The organism is Nocardia shimofusensis NBRC 100134 (assembly GCF_001613125.1).
GTDB classification, from domain to species: Bacteria; Actinomycetota; Actinomycetes; order Mycobacteriales; family Mycobacteriaceae; genus Nocardia; species Nocardia shimofusensis.
In genome coordinates this window covers 233,544-250,191 of record NZ_BDBT01000007.1, presented here as the reverse complement: position 1 = coordinate 250,191, position 16,648 = coordinate 233,544, and the positions used below count along the sequence as shown (strand labels likewise).

Sequence of the window (16,648 nt, the reverse complement as noted above, 5' to 3'; positions counted from 1 at the left end):
GTTCACGGCTGGGAAGTGGTCACCTCGTCCACGAGCCCCCAGTCGAGCGCGCGAGACGCGTCCAGCGCGGCGCCGGTGACGAACAAGTGCAGCGCGCGCCAGCGGCCGATGCGGCGGGGGACGCTGACCGTGCCGCCCGCGCCGGGGATCAGGCCCATGCTCACCTCGGGAAGCCGGAACACGGTGTCGGGCATGGCGACGACGCGGTGGGCGAACGCGGGGATCTCGATGCCCGCGCCGACGCACTGGCCGTGCAGATCGACCCGCATGCGGTGTGCCAGCCGCGCCATCGCGCGGGCCGCCCCGCCTCTGGTCCGGATGAAATGAGCCGTCGCGTGGTCCGGGGCGTGCCCGAACTCGTCGAGGTCGCCACCCGCGCAGAAGCACGGGCCCGCACCGGAGAGCACCACTTTGGCGACGGTGTCGTCGACCAGCGCGACCTGGAGTGCCTCGACCAGGGCGTCGCGCACGGCGGTGCCGTAGGCGTTGCGGCGTTCGGGCCGGTTGAGGGTGATGCGCAGAGTCCGGTCGTCGCGTTCGAGCAGCACCGGGTCGGCGGCGGGAGGAGGCGGCAGTGGTCGGCCGAGGGTGCGGCGTGCTTCCAGCCAGCGACGGAACTCCGTGCCGCCCTGCAGGGTGGAGTAGGCCAGCGACTCGACGTCGATGGCTCGGGGGATCGGCAACGTCTCCGATATCCGCAGGACCTGGCCCGCGATCAGAGCCGCCTGCGGGTTCAGGGCCGCCGCTTTCACGAACTCGATCAGCGCGGCGTCGACATCGGTCACGCTGACGATGGCCCGATCCACCGTTGTCTCGGGCGCAGCGCATGCGTGCGCCGAGGGCGCGTAGGTCAGGTCCAGCTCGGCTACGAGCGGCCCGAGCGAAGGCGGGATCGGCTGCGAACTCCGGCCGATCACGAGCTGGTCGAGGGTGGCGACGCGGGAGGCCGCGACGGCGGCAAGGGTCTCGTCCGCCCCGTCGAGGTCCACGATCAGAACCGGGTCGGCTGTGGTCGCGCCGACTCCGGGCGAGGCGAAGTGTGCTACGCCATCGACGAGCTGAGCAGCGGTGATAGTTCGTGCGGGACTGTCCATGGCGCGGTCCGACCTCCTGCGCCAAAGGTAACATCGGCCCGATGTGGACCCCCGGAAGCTGCGATCCGGTGCGGGATTGGGCGGAGAGCGGGATCGTCGCCCTCACCGGTCGCGCCGCCGGTGCCCCCGTCGTCCCGCCGGGACGAGCGGCTTCCCTGGCGCGGGCCCACAGCGCGTGGATCGCGGAAGTCACCGGCGGCGCGGTGCGCGTGGACGGCGCTCGACTGCTCTGCGAACGCGCCGCGTTCACCGGCTTCCGCCGCGCGGGATCGGTATCGGCCGGGGGAGCGTGCCGGTTGTTGCGTACCGCCGACGGGTGGGCGGCGGTTTCCTGCGCCAGGTCCGACGACCCGTTGCTCCTCGCGGCGTTGGCTTGCGCTGATCTCGTCGACGGCGATCCCTGGCCCGCGGTGTCGTCCTGGCTGGCCGAACATTCCGGGGCCGAATTGGCCGAGCGCGCCGAGCTGCTCGGTGTCGCCGCCTGGCCGGTCGGCCCGGACCGTGAGCCGGCGGCCCCGGATCGGCTCGGCGCTCCGGGGGGAGCTGTGCAGCGAACGCCGCCGAATCCGCGCTCGGTCGCGACAGCCTGGCAGGCCGGCGTCTCGGCGTCGCTCGAACCGCGCCCCGTCGCCGGACTGCTGGTGGTCGATTTCAGCGCCTTGTGGGCAGGCCCGCTGTGCGCGCACCTGCTCGGGCTCGCGGGTGCGCGGATCGTCAAGGTCGAGACCCCGTCGCGCCCGGACGGCGCTCGTCGCGGCAATACCGATTTCTATGGACTGCTGCACGGCGGCCACGAGGCGGTGCAGCTCGATCCGACGGCCCCCGGTGACCGGGCCGCACTGGCCGCTCTGGTCGGTGCGGCCGATATCGTCATCGAAGCCTCACGCCCCCGAGCGCTGCGCGGATTCGGTCTGGACGCAGCGCGATTCGTCGCCGAGGGCGCGACCTGGCTGTCGATCACCGCCGGTGGCCGGGCATCGAACCGGGTGGGTTTCGGTGACGATGTCGCCGCTGCCGCCGGGCTCGTGGCCTTCGACGCCGACGGCCCGATGTTCGTCGGTGACGCGATCGCCGATCCGCTGACCGGCCTGACCGCCGCCGCGCTCGCGATGTCGGTGCCGCGAGGAGGAGGGGGCAAGCTGTGGGACATCTCCATGACCGATGTCGTCGCCACCACCCTGGACGTCACGGAAGGTGCTGCGCCACAATCCTATCGGGAAGGTGACTGCTGGATGGTCGAGTCCTCGACGGGTGCCGTGGAGATCAGCGGACCGCAACGCCGCCCAGCACGCGGCCCGGTCGCCGAGCCCGGCCGAGACACCGCCGCATTGCTGTCCGAACTGGGCATAGTCCGATGATCACGATTGCCACGGCATCGGAAGCGCCGGGCGGCCGCGCGCGCCGCGATCTCGCAGCGCTGCCATCCCTGGTGAGGCCGGCCACCCTATGACGACACATCTGTTCCGCGATGTCGCACTACCCGGCAGCGATGTCGAATTGTCCGACAGCCGTATCGATGTCGCGGTAACCGGCGATCGGATAACGGCCATCGGTTTCGGGCTGGAGGCCGGAGCCGCCGAGGTGATCGAGGGTCGAGGCGGACCCCTGCTCCCCGGGCTGCACGACCACCATCTGCACCTGCACGCCCTCGCCGCCGATGCCGACTCGGTGCGTTGCGGCCCACCGCACGTGCACACGAGCGACGAACTGGCAGCCGCGCTCGCCCGCGCGCCGGGTGAGGGCTGGATCAGAGGCGTCGGCTACGTCGAAACCGTCGCAGGTCTGCTCGATGCGGCCGACCTCGACAGCCTGCACGCACGCCGGCCGGTCCGGATGCAGCACCGCAGCGGCGCGCTGTGGATCCTCAATTCGACGGCCTGCGAGGCGATTCGGCTCGAGACAGCCGATCATCCGGGCGTCGAACGCGACGATTCGGGTTCCCCCACCGGGCGAGTGTGGCGCGCAGATGCCTGGCTGCGTGAGCGCCTTCCGACCAGCGAACCGCCTTCTCTGGTGAGAGTCGGCGCGGATCTGGCCCGCTTCGGAATCACCGGTATCACGGACGCGACGCCGGAGCTCCCGCCGGATTCATTGTCCGCACTCCTGGACGCCCACCTCTCCGGCTCCCTCCCGCAACGCCTGCACCTACTGGGCGTCCCTTCGGACGGCCCCGCCGAGCCGAGCTTGCACCCCGGTGGCATCCCCTTCCCGAACACGGTGACCACCGGCCCCTACAAAATCGTGATCGCCGACTCCGACCCCCTCGATTTCGAGGCACTCGCCGCCACAGTCCGCCGAGCACACACCCACCACCGGCCGGTGGCGGTCCATTGCGTCAGCCGGGAGGCGCTTCTCGTTCTCCTCGCCGTCTTCGACGAGGTCGGCAGCCGGCGGGGTGATCGGATCGAACACGGTGCGCTCATCCCGGCCGAGTCGTTCCAGGACCTGCGCCGACACGGACTCGCCATCGTCACCCAACCGGGCTTTCTCGCCCATCGCGGTGACGACTATCTCCACCGCGTCGCCCCCGAAGACCTCAGCGACCTGTACCGCTGCCGCTCACTACTCAGCGCAGGCATCCCGGTAGCGCTGTCGAGCGACGCCCCGTACGGCCCGCTGAACCCGTGGTCGGTCATCGAAGCGGCCACCACCCGGCGAGCGCCGACGGGAGAAATCCTCGGTGCGAAGGAACGACTCACCGCCACCGAAGCCCTGGACGCCTATCTCACCGCACTCGACGCGCCGGGCGGTCGTCCGCGCACGATCCGGGTCGGTGCCCCTGCTGATCTGGTACTGCTCGACCGGCCGCTCGCGGAGGCTGCCGCGCCGGAGTCCGATCCGGTGCGCTGCACCATGATTCGCGGAACAATCCGTTTCCGACGATGAACTACGTCCCGTGCGCGAAGGTGGCCGATTCGACCCCGTGCTGCGGGCGTTCCTGAGCACGCAGCCGAGGCATGACGCGCTCGAGCGCCTCGAGCAGCAGCCCGGCCATGTCGTGGCTGAACCCGTTGCGCACCACGATGCGCAGCGCGGCCAGATCCTCGCGATTCTCGGGAAACGTGTACGCCGGTACGAGCCAGCCTTGTTCGCGCAGGGCCGCCGAGACGTCGAACACCGAATAGCCGGTTTCGCCGTCGGCGAGGGTGAAGGCGAAGACGGGCAGTTCGCTGCCGTCGGTCAGCAGACGGAACGGGCCCATCTCGCCGATGCGTTCGGCGAGGCCGGTGGCGACGTCGCGGCAGTACTGCTGGATGCGGGTGTAGCCGCTGCGGCCCAAGCGCAGGAAGTTGTAGTACTGGGCGACGACCTGGGCGCCGGGGCGGGAGAAGTTCAGGGCGAAGGTGGGCATTTCGCCGCCGAGGTAGTTGACGCGGAAGACGAGGTCGTCGGGCAACGCGGCGGTGTCGCGCCACACCACCCAACCGACACCGGGGTAGACCAGACCGTATTTGTGGCCGGAGGTGTTGATCGAGGCGACGCGGGGGAGGTGGAAGTCCCAGATCAGATCCGGGTCGCAGAAGGGCGCGATCATCGCACCGGAAGCGCCGTCGACGTGGACGGGAATGTTCCAGCCTTCCCGTTCCTCGAGGCCGTCGAGGGCGGCGCAGATGTCGGCGACCGGTTCGTAGCTGCCGTCGAAGGTCGAGCCGAGCACGGCCACGACGCCGATGGTGTTCTCGTCGCAGTGCGGCAGGGCCGCTTGCGCGGTCAGGTGGTAGCGGTCGCCTTCCATCGGCACCAGGCGTGCCTCGACATCCCAGTAGGCGGCGAATTTCTCCCAGCACACCTGCACGTTCGCGCCCATCACCAGATTCGGGCGGTCGGTCGGGAGCCCGGCCGCTCGTCGGCTGTGCTGCCAGCGGCGCTTCATGGCCAGGCCCGCGAGCATGCATGCTTCGCTCGAACCGGTGGTCGAACAGCCGGGGGCATGGTCCGGGTCGGGCGCGTTCCACAGGTCGGCGAGCATGTGGACGCAGCGCTGCTCGAGGTCGGCGGTGCGCGGATACTCGTCCTTGTCGATCATGTTCTTGTCGGCGCATTCGGCCATGAGCATCCGCGCGGTCGGTTCCATCCACGTCGTGACGAAGGTGGCCAGATTCAGCCGGGCATTGCCGTCGAGCATCAGTTCGTCGTGGACCACCTGGTAGGCGATCTCGTTGTCCAGCTCGCCCTCGGGGAGTCGATTGCGCGGCACGGAGACCGGTTCGCGGGAGAAGATCGGGTTGACCGATACCTCGTTGTGGCTCTGGTCCTGCGGGAAGGAAGGGTGCGACAACGGCATGGCGACTCCTGGTCTCGGCTACCGGCCCGTGCGACGGGGCGCGTCGACCGTGCCGGGCTGCGGCTATCGCCCGACGGCTTCCGGTCCACCGGGAGCCGGGCACGCTCTGCACCACTGACTCGTCGCCGGTGACAGTACCCCGGCCGGTCACCGGAGAACCGGCGGCGAACTGGCGTGTTGCCCGCCGGCGAAACCCCTGTGCGTCGTCGCCGGACAGCGTATGGCGATGATGGTGCGCACGACTCTCTGTGAAAGGACGCATCCCATGAGCGAGAACACCCCCAAGGTCGCCGTCGTCACCGGCGCCGCCCGCGGTATCGGCGCCGCCGTCGCCACCCGGCTGGCCTCGGACGGTTTCGCGGTCGCGGTGCTGGATCTCGACGAGCAGGCCTGCGCGCCGGTCGTCGACCGGATCGAGAACGCGGGCGGCCGAGCGGTCGCGATCGGCGCCGACGTCTCCGACGAGGAGTCGGTCGCCGCGGCCGTGGACCGGATCGTCCAGGAACTCGGCGCGCCGGTCGCGCTGGTCAACAACGCCGGCATCACCCGTGACAACCTGCTGTTCAAGATGAGCGTGGGGGAGTGGGACGCGGTCATGAACGTCCACCTGCGCGGCTCGTTCCTGATGAGCCGCGCCACCCAGAAGCACATGGCCGACGCCGGCTGGGGCCGGATCGTGAACCTGTCGAGCGTGTCGGCGCTGGGCAACCGCGGCCAGGCGAATTACTCCGCCGCCAAGGCCGGCCTGCAGGGCTTCACCAAGACGCTGGCGATCGAGCTCGGCCGCTTCGGCGTGACCGTGAACGCGATCGCGCCCGGCTTCATCGACACCGAGATGACCGCCGCCACCGCCGCCCGCATCGGCATGGACTTCGAGGACCTCAAAGCCGCCGCGGCCAAGGAGATTCCGGTGCAGCGGGTCGGTCAGCCCGAGGACATCGCCGCGGCGGTGTCGTACTTCTTCCGCGAGGAAGCCGGATTCGTCTCCGGCCAGGTCCTCTACGTCGCGGGCGGGCCGCGGGCCTGACGCAGCGCACGTGCGGACGGCGCATCGACGCGGAGATCGGGTTGCCGGTCTCCGCGCGATGAGGGAGCATCCCTCGCGCCGGAGCCCGTTCGGCACTACGTCAGGTTGGGAGAGATCCGAGTTGTTGAAGAGTCTGCAGGGGTTCAAGGAATTCCTGATGCGCGGGAACGTCATCGATCTCGCGGTGGCAGTCGTGATCGGCACGGCGTTCACCACCGTGGTGACCGCGGTGACGAAGGGTGTCATCACCCCGTTGCTCGCCGTCGCCGGCGGCCCCGACGAGCTGGGCCTGGGTTTCCACATCGTGCCCGGCAAGGCCGCCACCTTCGTCGAGGTCGGCCCGATCATCACCGCGATCCTGAACTTCGTGATCGTGGCGGCGGTTCTGTACTTCGTGCTGATCACGCCCATGCGGCACCTGACCAACCGGTTCGGCACCAAGAAGGCCGCCGAGCCCACCCAGGTCGAACTGCTCATCGAGATCCGCGACCTGCTCGCTCAGCGGGACGAGGCCATCGAGGCCGAGCACGCCGCCAACCAGCGTGTCGAGCGCGAACTCGAGACCAGCAGCCCCGCCACCGGCACGCCTGCCGACGGTCGTGGCGACGACAAGATCCCCAGCCGGTACTGACTACCGGCAGAACCTCTCCGGCAGATATTTGTTCCGCCGGATCGAGAATCGGTCCTCACGATCTTCGGGTGAAGTGCTAATGTGCAATTGCGGACGTCTCCGAAGGGAGAGAGTCCCACCGGGCGATAGCTTTGCCGGCCGCTTGTGCGGAGCTTCGTCGATAACAAATCGATGATAGCCGGGAGCTTCGTCGTTTCCTGAAGATGTATTCACCAGTAGAACTGGAAAAATCCACCCGAGAGGGAAATGTCATGCTGAGTGCAGTCATCAGCCTCGGCTCCACAGCCGCAGTGCTGGCCTGGAGCGCGCTGGCGGCGCTGATCGCGATCATCCTCTGATCGTCGCTGGTTGAAATCGGTAGTCAGCCGTGAGTATCCTCGCCCGGAAATTCGTGGGGCACCCGCCCGAGGACCGAAATGTCAATTTTCACCCAGGGGAGTGACAGACCAGTCGTCCGACAATTGTCGCAACGCAATCAATACTAAATTATCTCGCTGCGTGCGATACGAATGCGCATACGCCCACGGCGTGCGATATGAATTCGTGCTGTTTCTCGAAATACCGGTCGGCAAGGGATCGGGGACGACGGGGCGGCTCGCCGATCGTGGCGCGGTACCGGATCGCGCGGACTCCGCTGCGGCCACGAAACGCTCGCGGCCGCAGCGGGCGATCTGCTCTCGAACGAGAACGGCAGGTAACTTAGTAGCCCGACCGGCCGCACGGGTCCAGGGCGGAGCCTGAGGTCCACTCACACACGTCACCGAACACAATGGCGAAAGGCAGATTGACCAGAAGGGCAAGAAGCCCGATGACGTTGCCTTGCTGGAGATAGTACGAGCCCGTCTGCGCACCTGCTGTGCCCGAATCGATCGCCGACGAGCCGGTTCCCTCGGCGATGCTCGCGAGCGGGCCCGGCGCGATGGCGGAGTCGATCGGGGCTGCCGTGGCGCCTGCTGCGGCCGCGACGAGAGATGCCGCCGCGACCGAGGCGGCGGCGAGACGAAGTTCGGTACGCATCATTGCGCTCCTCTGTAGAAGAATTGTCATTCACATACTAGCGATGATGCGCACGGCTGCACTAGTGATGACGAGGTCGAATCGGTCGCTGAACTCTCCTGGCCGAGGTCGGACCGCGCGTTTACCGGAGTCGCGGGCTCACGACATCGGCAGTGGCGGCGCGGGCGGAAAGACGACCGGAAGCGCCGCCAGCGTGCGATGCAACGGCCCAGGGCGCCACTGCAGTTCCTCGGCTGGAACAGCCAGCCGCACATCGGGCAGGACGTCGAGCAGTTGATCGATCGCGCCCTGGGCTATCACGTAGCCCAGCGATCTGGCCGGGCACGTGTGCGGACCGGCGCCCCAGGCCAGGTGCGCGCGACTACCGAAGTGGTCCTCGCCCGCGATCTCCGGATCGTCATTGCAGCCGGCGAGACTGATCATCACCGGTTGATGCGCGGGCAACCAGATCCCCTCCATCAGGATCGGCTGTCTCGGATACACGATGGAGGGGTTCGGCAGCGGCGGATCGTCGAAAAGCACCCGGTCGATCGCGTCCCGCGTCGACATCGCGCCGCCGACGATCCCGTCACCGAACCGGTCGTCGGTGAGCAGCAGCCGCAACGCGCTGACGATCAACGCCTGAACGGGATCGATGCCCACCCCGTAGAACAGCAGGACCTGGTGCAGAATCTCCTCGTCGTCGAGCTGGACGTGGTGCCGCAGCAGCGACGTGGTGATATCCGCACCGGGATGGGCGCGCTTGTAGTCGACCAGCTCGGCGAGCGCCCGCTCGAACGCGCGACTGGCCTCATCCAGGCCCGCACCCTCGAACACCGACGCCGTGGCAGCGGCAGCCTTCGCGCTGATCCACGGCGGACACCCCACCAGCTGGTTCACCACCGTGTAGACGAGCGGAGCGACGTACTGGGCCCCGAGATCCGCAGACCCCGCCTCGCAGAAGCCGTTGATCAGCGGCAGCGCGGTCTGTTCGACGAGAGCCTGAGCCGCATGCATGTCGACGCTCTCCACCGCGGCCGTGGTGGCCTTCCGCAACCGCTCGTGCGCATAGCCGGAGTTGCGCGAGGCGTTCGGTCGCCACCGAAACACCGGCAGCACCGGGCAATCGGCGGGGACAGTCGCCTCCCACCCCCGCGGATCGGCAGGGAAGCGCTCGGGATCGTTGAGAATGCTCAATGCCGTGCGATACCCGATCACCAGCGTCGCCGGCACCCCGGGCGCGACATCGACCGGGACGAGCGAACCGAACCGCTCGCGCATCTGCCGATACATCCGATGCGGGTCGGCGGTGAATTCCGCCGAGTACAGGCTGACGCGTTGCCCGTCGACTCGATGGGGAGTGGTCGGCGGTGCGGACATTGTTCTCCAAAAGGCAAGGGGCGGACGGGTTCGCGGGCGGCAAGCCTGGGGCCGGCCGACTCGGACCCTACATCGCGCGCACCTGTTCGATGACATGGCGCCGGCGTGGCCCGCAGGACGAATCACCGGCCGCGAGGACCGTCCGGGCACCGCATCTTCGTCGAACGTGGCGACTCGGCGTTCTCGTGCCGGCGCTCCGGCTCACGGCACCGATGAGCAGGGTGGTGAATTCGTCGATGTCGTCCATGCCCTGCGCGGTGATCAAGGCGCGGTCGACATGGGTGCGAGCCGGCGTCCATGTCGCTCCGGCATTGCGGAGGTCGGTGGCCAGGCTCGGCCAGGCGGCCAGCGTCCGGCCGGTGACCAGACCTGCGTCGATGAGGGTCCATGGGCCGTGGCGGATCGCGGCGATCGGGATGCGGGTTTCGTCGGCGTCACGGAGCAGGCGATGGGTCGACGAATCCTGGCGAAGGATATCGGGATTCGCGACTCCACCGGGGAGAACCACGGCGTCGTAGTGTGCGGCCTCGGCGTCGGTGGTGCGCAGATCTACCGGGAATCGCTCGGCTCGATCGAGGTGGTGATACGCCTGGACGAATCCTCCTTCGGGTGCGAGCAGGACGGTGTGGGCGCCGTCGCTGCCGCGCTGACCGCCGCGGGTATGACCTCGGAGGCGGCGGCCGACCAAGCGCAACTCCTGGTCGCACTCCTGGAGGGTGCGCTGGTGCTGTGCCGGGCAGGAGGCAGCATCGACCCATGCGAACGAGCCGCCCGGGCGGCGCTGTCAACCGTCTCCGACGAATGACGAATCGGGACTGCGAAGACCTGTGCGAGCGTTTGTTTTCCGCCCGATACGCTGCCTCGTCCTTCGGCGAATAGTAGGTGACGTCGGCGGCCTCGGAGAACCCTCCTGTGACACCGAATCGACCCGGTGACCTCCGCTGGCGGGCGGGCGTCACCGGGTCGGTGGTCGTGCCGGATCGGCTACGCCGCGGGCTCGGTGCCGCGCATGGTCGCCGCGGTGATGCCCGCACCGGCGAGAGCGATGACGGCCGCGCCGGTGAATGCCGCCGAGAACCCATTGGTCAGATCCGGCAGGCTGTCGATGCGGTCGGCGCCGTAGGAAGCGGCGACCGCGGTCATGGCCGCCAGGCCCACCGCGGAGCCGACCTGGTAGCTCACGTTGACGATGCCCGAGGCCAGGCCGCCCTCCTCGGGGCGAGCCGCGGAGATGGCGGTGCCCAGCGACGGCACGAAGGCCAGCGACATCCCCGCGGCCGCGACCAATGAGGCAGGCAGGACGTCCACCCAGAAGTTCCCGGTCGGACGCACCAGCGACATGATCGCCAGACCCAGGCCGAGCACGGTCAGCCCGGCCACGATCATCGGTTTGGCGCCGAACCGCTGCATCGCGCGCGGTGCCAGCACGATCATGCCGAGCATGATGAGGATGGTCATCGGCAGCAGGGCCGAGCCGGCGGGGAAGGCGCTGTAGCCGAGTACCTGCTGCAGGTACAGGTTCAGGAAGAACCACATCGGCACCCAGGCCGCGCCGAGCAACAGCTGGGCGATATCGGCCGCGGCCAGATTCGGCGCGGTGAAGATGCCCAGCCGCATCAGCGGCTCCCGGCGCCGCGCCTGGATCAGCACGAAGGCGGCAAGCAGTGCGGCGGCCACACCCAGCACGCCCCAGGTCTGTCCCGACGCCCACCCGACCTCCGGTGCGCGGACGATGCCGTAGACGGCCGCGGCGAGACCGGCGGTGACCGTCACCGAGCCGAGCAGATCGACGGAGCCGGAACGGGCCGGCGCGTCGGGCATGAGCGCGGGGACCGCGATCAACGCCGCCAGCGCGATCGGGATGTTGATGTAGAACACCCAGGGCCAGCTGATGTACTCGGTGATGACGCCGCCGAGGAAGACGCCGGCGGTGCCGCCCGCGGGGGCCGCCGCACCGTAGATGGCCAGCGCCTTGGTCAATTCCTGTGGCGCCGAGCCGAACAGCATCATCAGCAAGGTCAGCGCCGAGGGGGCGATCAGGGCCGCACCGCCACCCTGGATCGCGCGTCCGGCCAGTTCGGTCGCGACATTGCCCGCCGCGCCCGCGATGACCGAACCCGCGAGCAGGACCGCCCATCCGGCGGCGAACACGCGCCGCGCACCGAGCAGATCCGACAGCCGTCCGCCGAGCAGCAGCAACCCGCCGAAGGCGACGACATAGGCGTTGAACACCCAGGTGAGGTTCTCCTGGGAGAACCCGAGATCGGTCTGCATCTTCGGCAGGGCGATCCCGATGATCGAGGTGTCCATGATGACCATGAACTGGGCGGCGGCGATGACCGCCAGCGCCCACCACTTTCGTGTGGTGGTGGTGCGCGTCTGCGTACTCATGACATTTCCCGTCCTTTCACAACATTCAGACGGGTACCATACCCCCCTAGGGTATCTACGGGTCAATATGTGTGCCCTATTTGACGGGTGAGCTGGGGGCGGCATTGCGGTGACGATCAGGGCGGCAGTGATGATCGGTCGTGGCCAGGAGGTCGGTGGCGTGCTGTGGGGTCACGCTGCGGTGGAGGGTGAAGCCGACACAACTCGAGGTCTGATGACCTTCCCTCGGCAAAGCGTGTGACGCATTTTTCCAAGAACATACGTTCGAATGGGGATAGCGTCCTCGTCATGAACAAGATCTTTTCTGCGCTGACCGAATGCGCTGCCGAGGCCGGCCGGGTCGCCCGGGGAGTTCGCCCGGACCAGCTGTCCGGACCGACGCCATGTGCCGAGTTCGATGTGCGAGCGTTGGTCAATCACTGGGTGCTCTACTCGTCACACGGACTGGAATGCCGAGCGCTGCGCCGGCCGATTCCCGACGAGCTGACCGATCGGGACTTCACGGCTGTGGCGGATTGGGCCGAAGAGTATACGGCGCAACTGGATCGGGCGGTGCGTGCCTGGTCCGAGCCCACCGTGTGGGAGGGGGAGATCGACCTCGGCTGGGCCACGATGCCCGCCGCAGGCGTGGCCGGAATGCTGCTTGCGGAGCTGGCTCTGCACGGGTGGGACGTAGCCACCGCAACCGGGCAAGAGTTCCGGGTGTCCGAGGGATCAGCAGTGATCATCGGGGAGATCGTTGCCGCGAGCGCCGAGGAATACCGCGCCTACAGCATGTTCGCCGCGGCGGTCGAGATCGCAGACAGCGCGGACCCGTTTTCGCGGTACGTGGCTGCGTCCGGGCGGAATCCGCAGTGGGCCGCCGGTATTCGGGCATGACCGGCAACCGGAGTGGCGTGTGGCACTCATCGCCTGTCCCTCAACCCCGATATGAAGCCGCCCGCTCCCCGCGCTGCTTCTCAGCGGATCAATCCGGCCAGGCGGAGGCGGCCGTCGTGGACTTCGGCGATCTGGTCGACAGCGGCCAGGTGCGCGCGGTCGTGGGTGACCAGGACGGTGGCGGTCGCCTGCTGGTGGGTGAGGCGGATGATCAGGTCGATGACGGCGGCGCCGCGTTCGTGGTCGAGGGCGCTGGTGGGCTCGTCCACGAGGAGGACCGTGGGGTCGTTCATCAGGGCGCGGGCGATATTGACGCGCTGACGCTGGCCGCCGGAGAGCTGGTGGGGGTGGCGGCCGGCTTGGTCGGCGAGCCCGACCGCGTCCAGAAATTCCATGGCCCGCCCCCGGGCGGTGTGCGGGTTGCGACCGCTGATCCGGGCCATGACCTGGAGTTGTTCGGCGGTGGTGAGGGCGGGCAGCAGGTTGGGCTGCTGGAAGACGATGCCGATCTTGTCGCGGCGGAGTTCGGCGAGTTCGCCGCGGGACATCCCGGTGGTGGAGATGCCGTCGAGGGTGACGGTGCCGGAGTCCGGGGTGATCAAGGTGGCCGCGACGGCCAGCAGGCTGGATTTGCCGGAGCCGGACGGGCCGACCACGGCTGTCAGATTTCCTCGGGGGACATCGAGAGTGACCCGGTCGAGGGCGGTCAGGCGGGTGTCGCCGTCGGGATAGGTGAGGGTGATGTCGGTCAGGTTCAGGCTCATCGGGCACTCCCCAGGGCAGTCAGCGGGTCGACGGAGGTGATCCTGCGGATGGACAAGGCGGCTCCGAGTGCGCCGAGCAGGATCATCACGGCGGCCGGGAACAGGACGGTGGCGGGTGTGAGCAGGAACGGCACGGCGGAGCCGATCACGAGTGCCCCCGCGGCCGCGGCGATGCCGGTGCCGAGCAGGGTGCCGCCGACGAGCAGGACGAGCGCTTGGCCGAGGGCGTCCCCGAGGAGGCTGGCGGTGGATGCGCCCAGGGCCTTGAGTACGGCGATGTCGCCGCTGCGCTGAATGGTCCAGACGGTGAAGAAGGCTCCGACGACGAGCGCGGAGATGGCGAACAGGAAGCCGCGCATCAGCTGCAGGGCGCCGTTCTCGGAGGCATAGGAACCGATCGCGGACAGCGAGTCCTCGGGCGAGACCGTCTTGGTGCCGACCTGCTGGTCGATGAGGTCGGTGTCGGCGCCGGGCGCGGTGGTCAGGGCGATGACGGTGGCGGTCGGGCCGTCCCCGCTGTCGGTGGGCGGTGCGGTCTGCTGCCAGATGGCCCTGCTGGTCCACACGACGGGCGTGTGGCTGAAGAATGCGTCGCCCTCGACGGCGGCCACCTCCAGGCCCCGGCCTGCCAGGGCAAGGAAGTCACCGACCTCGACGCCGAGGTTGTCGGCAGCCGCGGTGGACAGCACCACCGTGCTGTCGCTGATCTTGTCGCTGTCCGGGGCGAGGTGAGAGCCGGGTTCGACACCGAAGGCCGAGACCCCGATGCTCCTGTTCCCGGCGGTGGCCTTGGTCGTGGTGATCCCCAGCGGTTCGGCGCTCTCGACACCGGGCGCCTGGGACCATTGCCGCCATTGACGCTCGGTGACAGTGGAATTGGAATACGAGAGGTCCTGCCCGCCGGTGGGAGCCTGGAAGGCGATCTTGTCGGCGGGCAATCCGGTGATCGCCGAGATGTTCTGCTGGCTCAGTCCGCCGGTCAGCCCGGACAGCAATCCGACCAGCAGGGTGATCAGCACGATGACGGCCCCCATCAAGGCGAAGCGCCCCTTGGCGAACTTCAGGTCTCTCCAGGCGACAAACACGGCTTCGGCCCGTCCTTTCCGGCGGTGGGAAGTGGTACGACTCCACTGTCGCGGCCGACCCCTGGTGCGCGCGTCTGGCGCAGGACTGCACTCGGCAGGCGGAAAGACGGCATACGGGTTCTAACTTTCGATGGACGCCCGAGGACGTCTGCCTTCGTAACCTGGAATCACTGTGAACGCCGATGCCCCCGTCCTGACCCCGACCCCGCGGGCGCTGGCCTGGTGCCTGCATCTGCTGATCATCGGCTTGCTCGCCATCGCCGCAGGCCGAGCTGTGGCCGATGACGGACCGCACGCCGGGGCGGCCGTCGTCGCCGCGACGGCGTGCGGCCTGATATACGCGGTCGGTCCCATGCTGCCGGGTGTCCGCCGCTCGCGGAGCGCCGCCGCGCTGTGGCTGGCCGCCGTCGGAGTCGCGTGGCTGGTTCTGCTCGTCCTGACCCGTGACGCCGTATGGGTGGCCTTCCCGCTGTATTTCCTCCAACTGCACCTGCTGCCGCGCCGCGCCGGGCTGGTGGCCGTGGCGGCCACCGCCGCGGCGGCGATCGCCGGTTTCGCCGCCCACCAGCACTTCTTCAGCCCCGCCATGGCCATCGGGCCCGCGCTCGGCGCCGCCGTGGCGGTCGCGGTGGTCTGGGGGTACCAGGCCCTCTACCGGGAGAGCGAAGAGCGCCGCCGACTGATCGACGAGGTCACCACCACACGCGCGGACTTGGCCGCCGCCCAGCACATCGCCGGTGTCCTGGCCGAACGCGACCGTCTGGCCCGCGAGATCCACGACACGCTCGCCCAAGGCCTCTCCAGCATCCAGTTGCTGCTGCGCGCGGCCGAACGAGCACTGCCGCTGGCGCCGGAGAACGCGGCCCGCTATATCGACCAGGCACGGCAGGCCGCCGTGGACAATCTCGCCGAGGCACGCCGCTTCGTCGCCGCTCTGACCCCGCCCACGTTGGAAGGCACCACCCTGGCGGGCGCACTGGAACGCCTGTGCAGTACCACCAGCACCCGGCACCAGATCACCACACGGTTCCACCTCGTCGGCGATCCCGCCCCACTGACGACCGCCCAGGAGGTCGCGTTGCTGCGCATCGCGCAGTCCGCCCTCGCCAACACCGTCCGCCACGCCGAGGCCACCACGGCCGAGGTCACACTCAGCTACCTCGACGACCATATCGCTCTCGACGTCATCGACGACGGACTCGGCTTCGACCCCGAACAGCTCCCCGACCCCGACCCCGACGCCGGCGGATTCGGGCTACCGTCCATGCGCGCCCGCGCCCGAGCCCTCGGGGGCACCGTCACCGTCGAATCCGCTCCCGGCCACGGCACCACGGTGGCCGCCCAGCTGCCCATCCCGTCAACCGAGACCGAGGCCCGGCCGTGACCGACACCCCCATCCGCCTGCTTCTGGCCGACGATCACCCCATCGTGCGGGCCGGACTGCGCGCCGTGCTGGAAACCGAGCCCGATCTCGCCGTCATCGCCGAAGCCGCCACCGCGCAGGAGGCGATCAGCCGTGCCGCCGAAGGCGATATCGACGTCGTGCTGATGGACCTCCAGTTCGGCAAAGGCATGGGCGGCGCCGAAGCAACCGCCCAGATCACCGCCCGCCAGGGAGCGCCCCGGGTGCTGATCGTCACCACCTACGATTCCGACGCCGACACGCTGCCCGCCATCGAAGCCGGCGCGACCGGATACCTCCTCAAGGACGCCCCGCCCGAGGACCTGGCCGCCGCCGTACGCACCGCGGCTGCCGGACGCACCACCTTGGCGCCCACGGTCGCCGACCGGCTGATGAACCGACTACGCACGCCGGGCACTGCCCTGACCAGGCGCGAGACCGAAGTCCTCACCCTGGTCGCCGACGGGCTGTCGAACCATGCCATCGGTGACCGGCTACACCTGACCGAGGGCACTGTCAAATCCCACCTGGCGCGCATCTACACCAAGCTCGACGTCGACTCGCGAACCGCCGCCGTCGCCGCCGCGACCTCCCTGGGCTTCATCCGCCGCTGACCTCGGTGGCGGTGTCACAGCGATACCGGCCGCCCTGGCCGCACCGAGGGATCTCCGGGATCGCTGTGGCTGGGCAGTGCTAGGGTCGCAATCCGGTAAA

General features: G+C 68.9%; 17 protein-coding genes. 9 read left to right on the top strand and 8 right to left on the bottom strand.

Annotated elements, in window-relative coordinates; translation table 11 throughout:
• Nucleotides 1-2 precede the first annotated feature (2 nt).
• The gene (locus NS3_RS10650) at nucleotides 3-1,094 is read right to left on the bottom strand and encodes an enoyl-CoA hydratase/isomerase family protein (RefSeq protein WP_067857517.1); all 1,092 of its coding nucleotides are present in this window, start codon (nucleotides 1,092-1,094) and stop codon (nucleotides 3-5) included.
• Between the two features lie 41 nt (nucleotides 1,095-1,135).
• Between NS3_RS10650 and NS3_RS10645 the strand changes: the two genes are divergently transcribed.
• Entirely contained in the window at nucleotides 1,136-2,452 is a 1,317-nt protein-coding gene (locus tag NS3_RS10645) for a CoA transferase (protein ID WP_067857515.1), read from the top strand.
• Nucleotides 2,453-2,540: 88 nt separating this feature from the next.
• Nucleotides 2,541-3,980: an amidohydrolase family protein gene (locus NS3_RS10640; RefSeq protein WP_067857512.1), complete on the top strand. Its 1,440-nt coding sequence runs from the start codon at nucleotides 2,541-2,543 to the stop codon at nucleotides 3,978-3,980.
• A 1-nt stretch (nucleotide 3,981) separates the two neighbouring features.
• Here NS3_RS10640 and gad read toward each other — a convergent pair whose 3' ends face one another.
• Entirely contained in the window at nucleotides 3,982-5,379 is a 1,398-nt protein-coding gene (gene gad, locus NS3_RS10635; RefSeq protein WP_067857509.1) for a glutamate decarboxylase, read from the bottom strand.
• A 265-nt stretch (nucleotides 5,380-5,644) separates the two neighbouring features.
• On the opposite strand from gad, the gene fabG reads away from it, so the two are divergent.
• The 3 genes from fabG (at nucleotide 5,645) to NS3_RS30335 (ending at nucleotide 7,375) form a co-directional block, all read left to right on the top strand.
• On the top strand, nucleotides 5,645-6,406 hold the full coding sequence (gene fabG, locus NS3_RS10630) for a 3-oxoacyl-ACP reductase FabG (protein WP_067857506.1): 762 nt from the start codon (nucleotides 5,645-5,647) through the stop codon (nucleotides 6,404-6,406).
• Nucleotides 6,407-6,527: 121 nt separating this feature from the next.
• Complete coding sequence (gene mscL / locus NS3_RS10625) at nucleotides 6,528-7,037, top strand: large conductance mechanosensitive channel protein MscL (protein WP_307609634.1); 510 nt, start codon at nucleotides 6,528-6,530, stop codon at nucleotides 7,035-7,037.
• Between the two features lie 203 nt (nucleotides 7,038-7,240).
• Nucleotides 7,241-7,375 (top strand): hypothetical protein, encoded by a 135-nt coding sequence (locus NS3_RS30335; RefSeq protein WP_281205325.1) that lies wholly within the window; start codon nucleotides 7,241-7,243, stop codon nucleotides 7,373-7,375.
• Between the two features lie 361 nt (nucleotides 7,376-7,736).
• Here NS3_RS30335 and NS3_RS10620 read toward each other — a convergent pair whose 3' ends face one another.
• From NS3_RS10620 to NS3_RS30560, 3 genes are all read right to left on the bottom strand, one after another.
• The gene (locus tag NS3_RS10620; RefSeq protein ID WP_157101270.1) at nucleotides 7,737-8,054 is read right to left on the bottom strand and encodes a hypothetical protein; all 318 of its coding nucleotides are present in this window, start codon (nucleotides 8,052-8,054) and stop codon (nucleotides 7,737-7,739) included.
• A gap of 138 nt (nucleotides 8,055-8,192) precedes the next feature.
• A complete protein-coding gene (locus NS3_RS10615) occupies nucleotides 8,193-9,413 on the bottom strand; it encodes a cytochrome P450 family protein (protein ID WP_067857500.1) in 1,221 nt (406 codons plus the stop codon).
• Nucleotides 9,414-9,480: 67 nt separating this feature from the next.
• Nucleotides 9,481-10,101, bottom strand: a complete 621-nt coding sequence (locus NS3_RS30560; RefSeq protein WP_169811627.1) for a DJ-1/PfpI family protein — start codon at nucleotides 10,099-10,101, stop codon at nucleotides 9,481-9,483.
• Here NS3_RS30560 and NS3_RS30555 point away from each other — a divergent pair.
• A complete protein-coding gene (locus tag NS3_RS30555) occupies nucleotides 9,991-10,218 on the top strand; it encodes an LmrA/YxaF family transcription factor (protein ID WP_373865290.1) in 228 nt (75 codons plus the stop codon). The genes NS3_RS30560 and NS3_RS30555 overlap by 111 nt on opposite strands.
• 179 nt (nucleotides 10,219-10,397) lie before the next feature.
• Here the strand turns inward: NS3_RS30555 and NS3_RS10600 are convergent, their stop codons facing one another.
• Nucleotides 10,398-11,804: an MFS transporter gene (locus tag NS3_RS10600; RefSeq protein ID WP_067857492.1), complete on the bottom strand. Its 1,407-nt coding sequence runs from the start codon at nucleotides 11,802-11,804 to the stop codon at nucleotides 10,398-10,400.
• Nucleotides 11,805-12,041: 237 nt separating this feature from the next.
• Between NS3_RS10600 and NS3_RS10595 the strand changes: the two genes are divergently transcribed.
• Nucleotides 12,042-12,683 (top strand): TIGR03086 family metal-binding protein, encoded by a 642-nt coding sequence (locus tag NS3_RS10595; protein ID WP_218018216.1) that lies wholly within the window; start codon nucleotides 12,042-12,044, stop codon nucleotides 12,681-12,683.
• 80 nt (nucleotides 12,684-12,763) lie between these two features.
• Here the strand turns inward: NS3_RS10595 and NS3_RS10590 are convergent, their stop codons facing one another.
• Nucleotides 12,764-13,447: an ABC transporter ATP-binding protein gene (locus tag NS3_RS10590; protein WP_067857486.1), complete on the bottom strand. Its 684-nt coding sequence runs from the start codon at nucleotides 13,445-13,447 to the stop codon at nucleotides 12,764-12,766.
• A complete protein-coding gene (locus NS3_RS10585; protein WP_067857482.1) occupies nucleotides 13,444-14,532 on the bottom strand; it encodes an ABC transporter permease in 1,089 nt (362 codons plus the stop codon). The genes NS3_RS10590 and NS3_RS10585 overlap by 4 nt, the downstream gene beginning before the upstream one ends.
• A 172-nt stretch (nucleotides 14,533-14,704) precedes the next feature.
• Between NS3_RS10585 and NS3_RS10580 the strand changes: the two genes are divergently transcribed.
• Entirely contained in the window at nucleotides 14,705-15,916 is a 1,212-nt protein-coding gene (locus tag NS3_RS10580; RefSeq protein WP_067857479.1) for a sensor histidine kinase, read from the top strand.
• The gene (locus NS3_RS10575) at nucleotides 15,913-16,548 is read left to right on the top strand and encodes a response regulator (RefSeq protein WP_067857476.1); all 636 of its coding nucleotides are present in this window, start codon (nucleotides 15,913-15,915) and stop codon (nucleotides 16,546-16,548) included. Before NS3_RS10580 ends, NS3_RS10575 begins: the two co-directional genes overlap by 4 nt.
• Nucleotides 16,549-16,648: the final 100 nt, after the last annotated feature.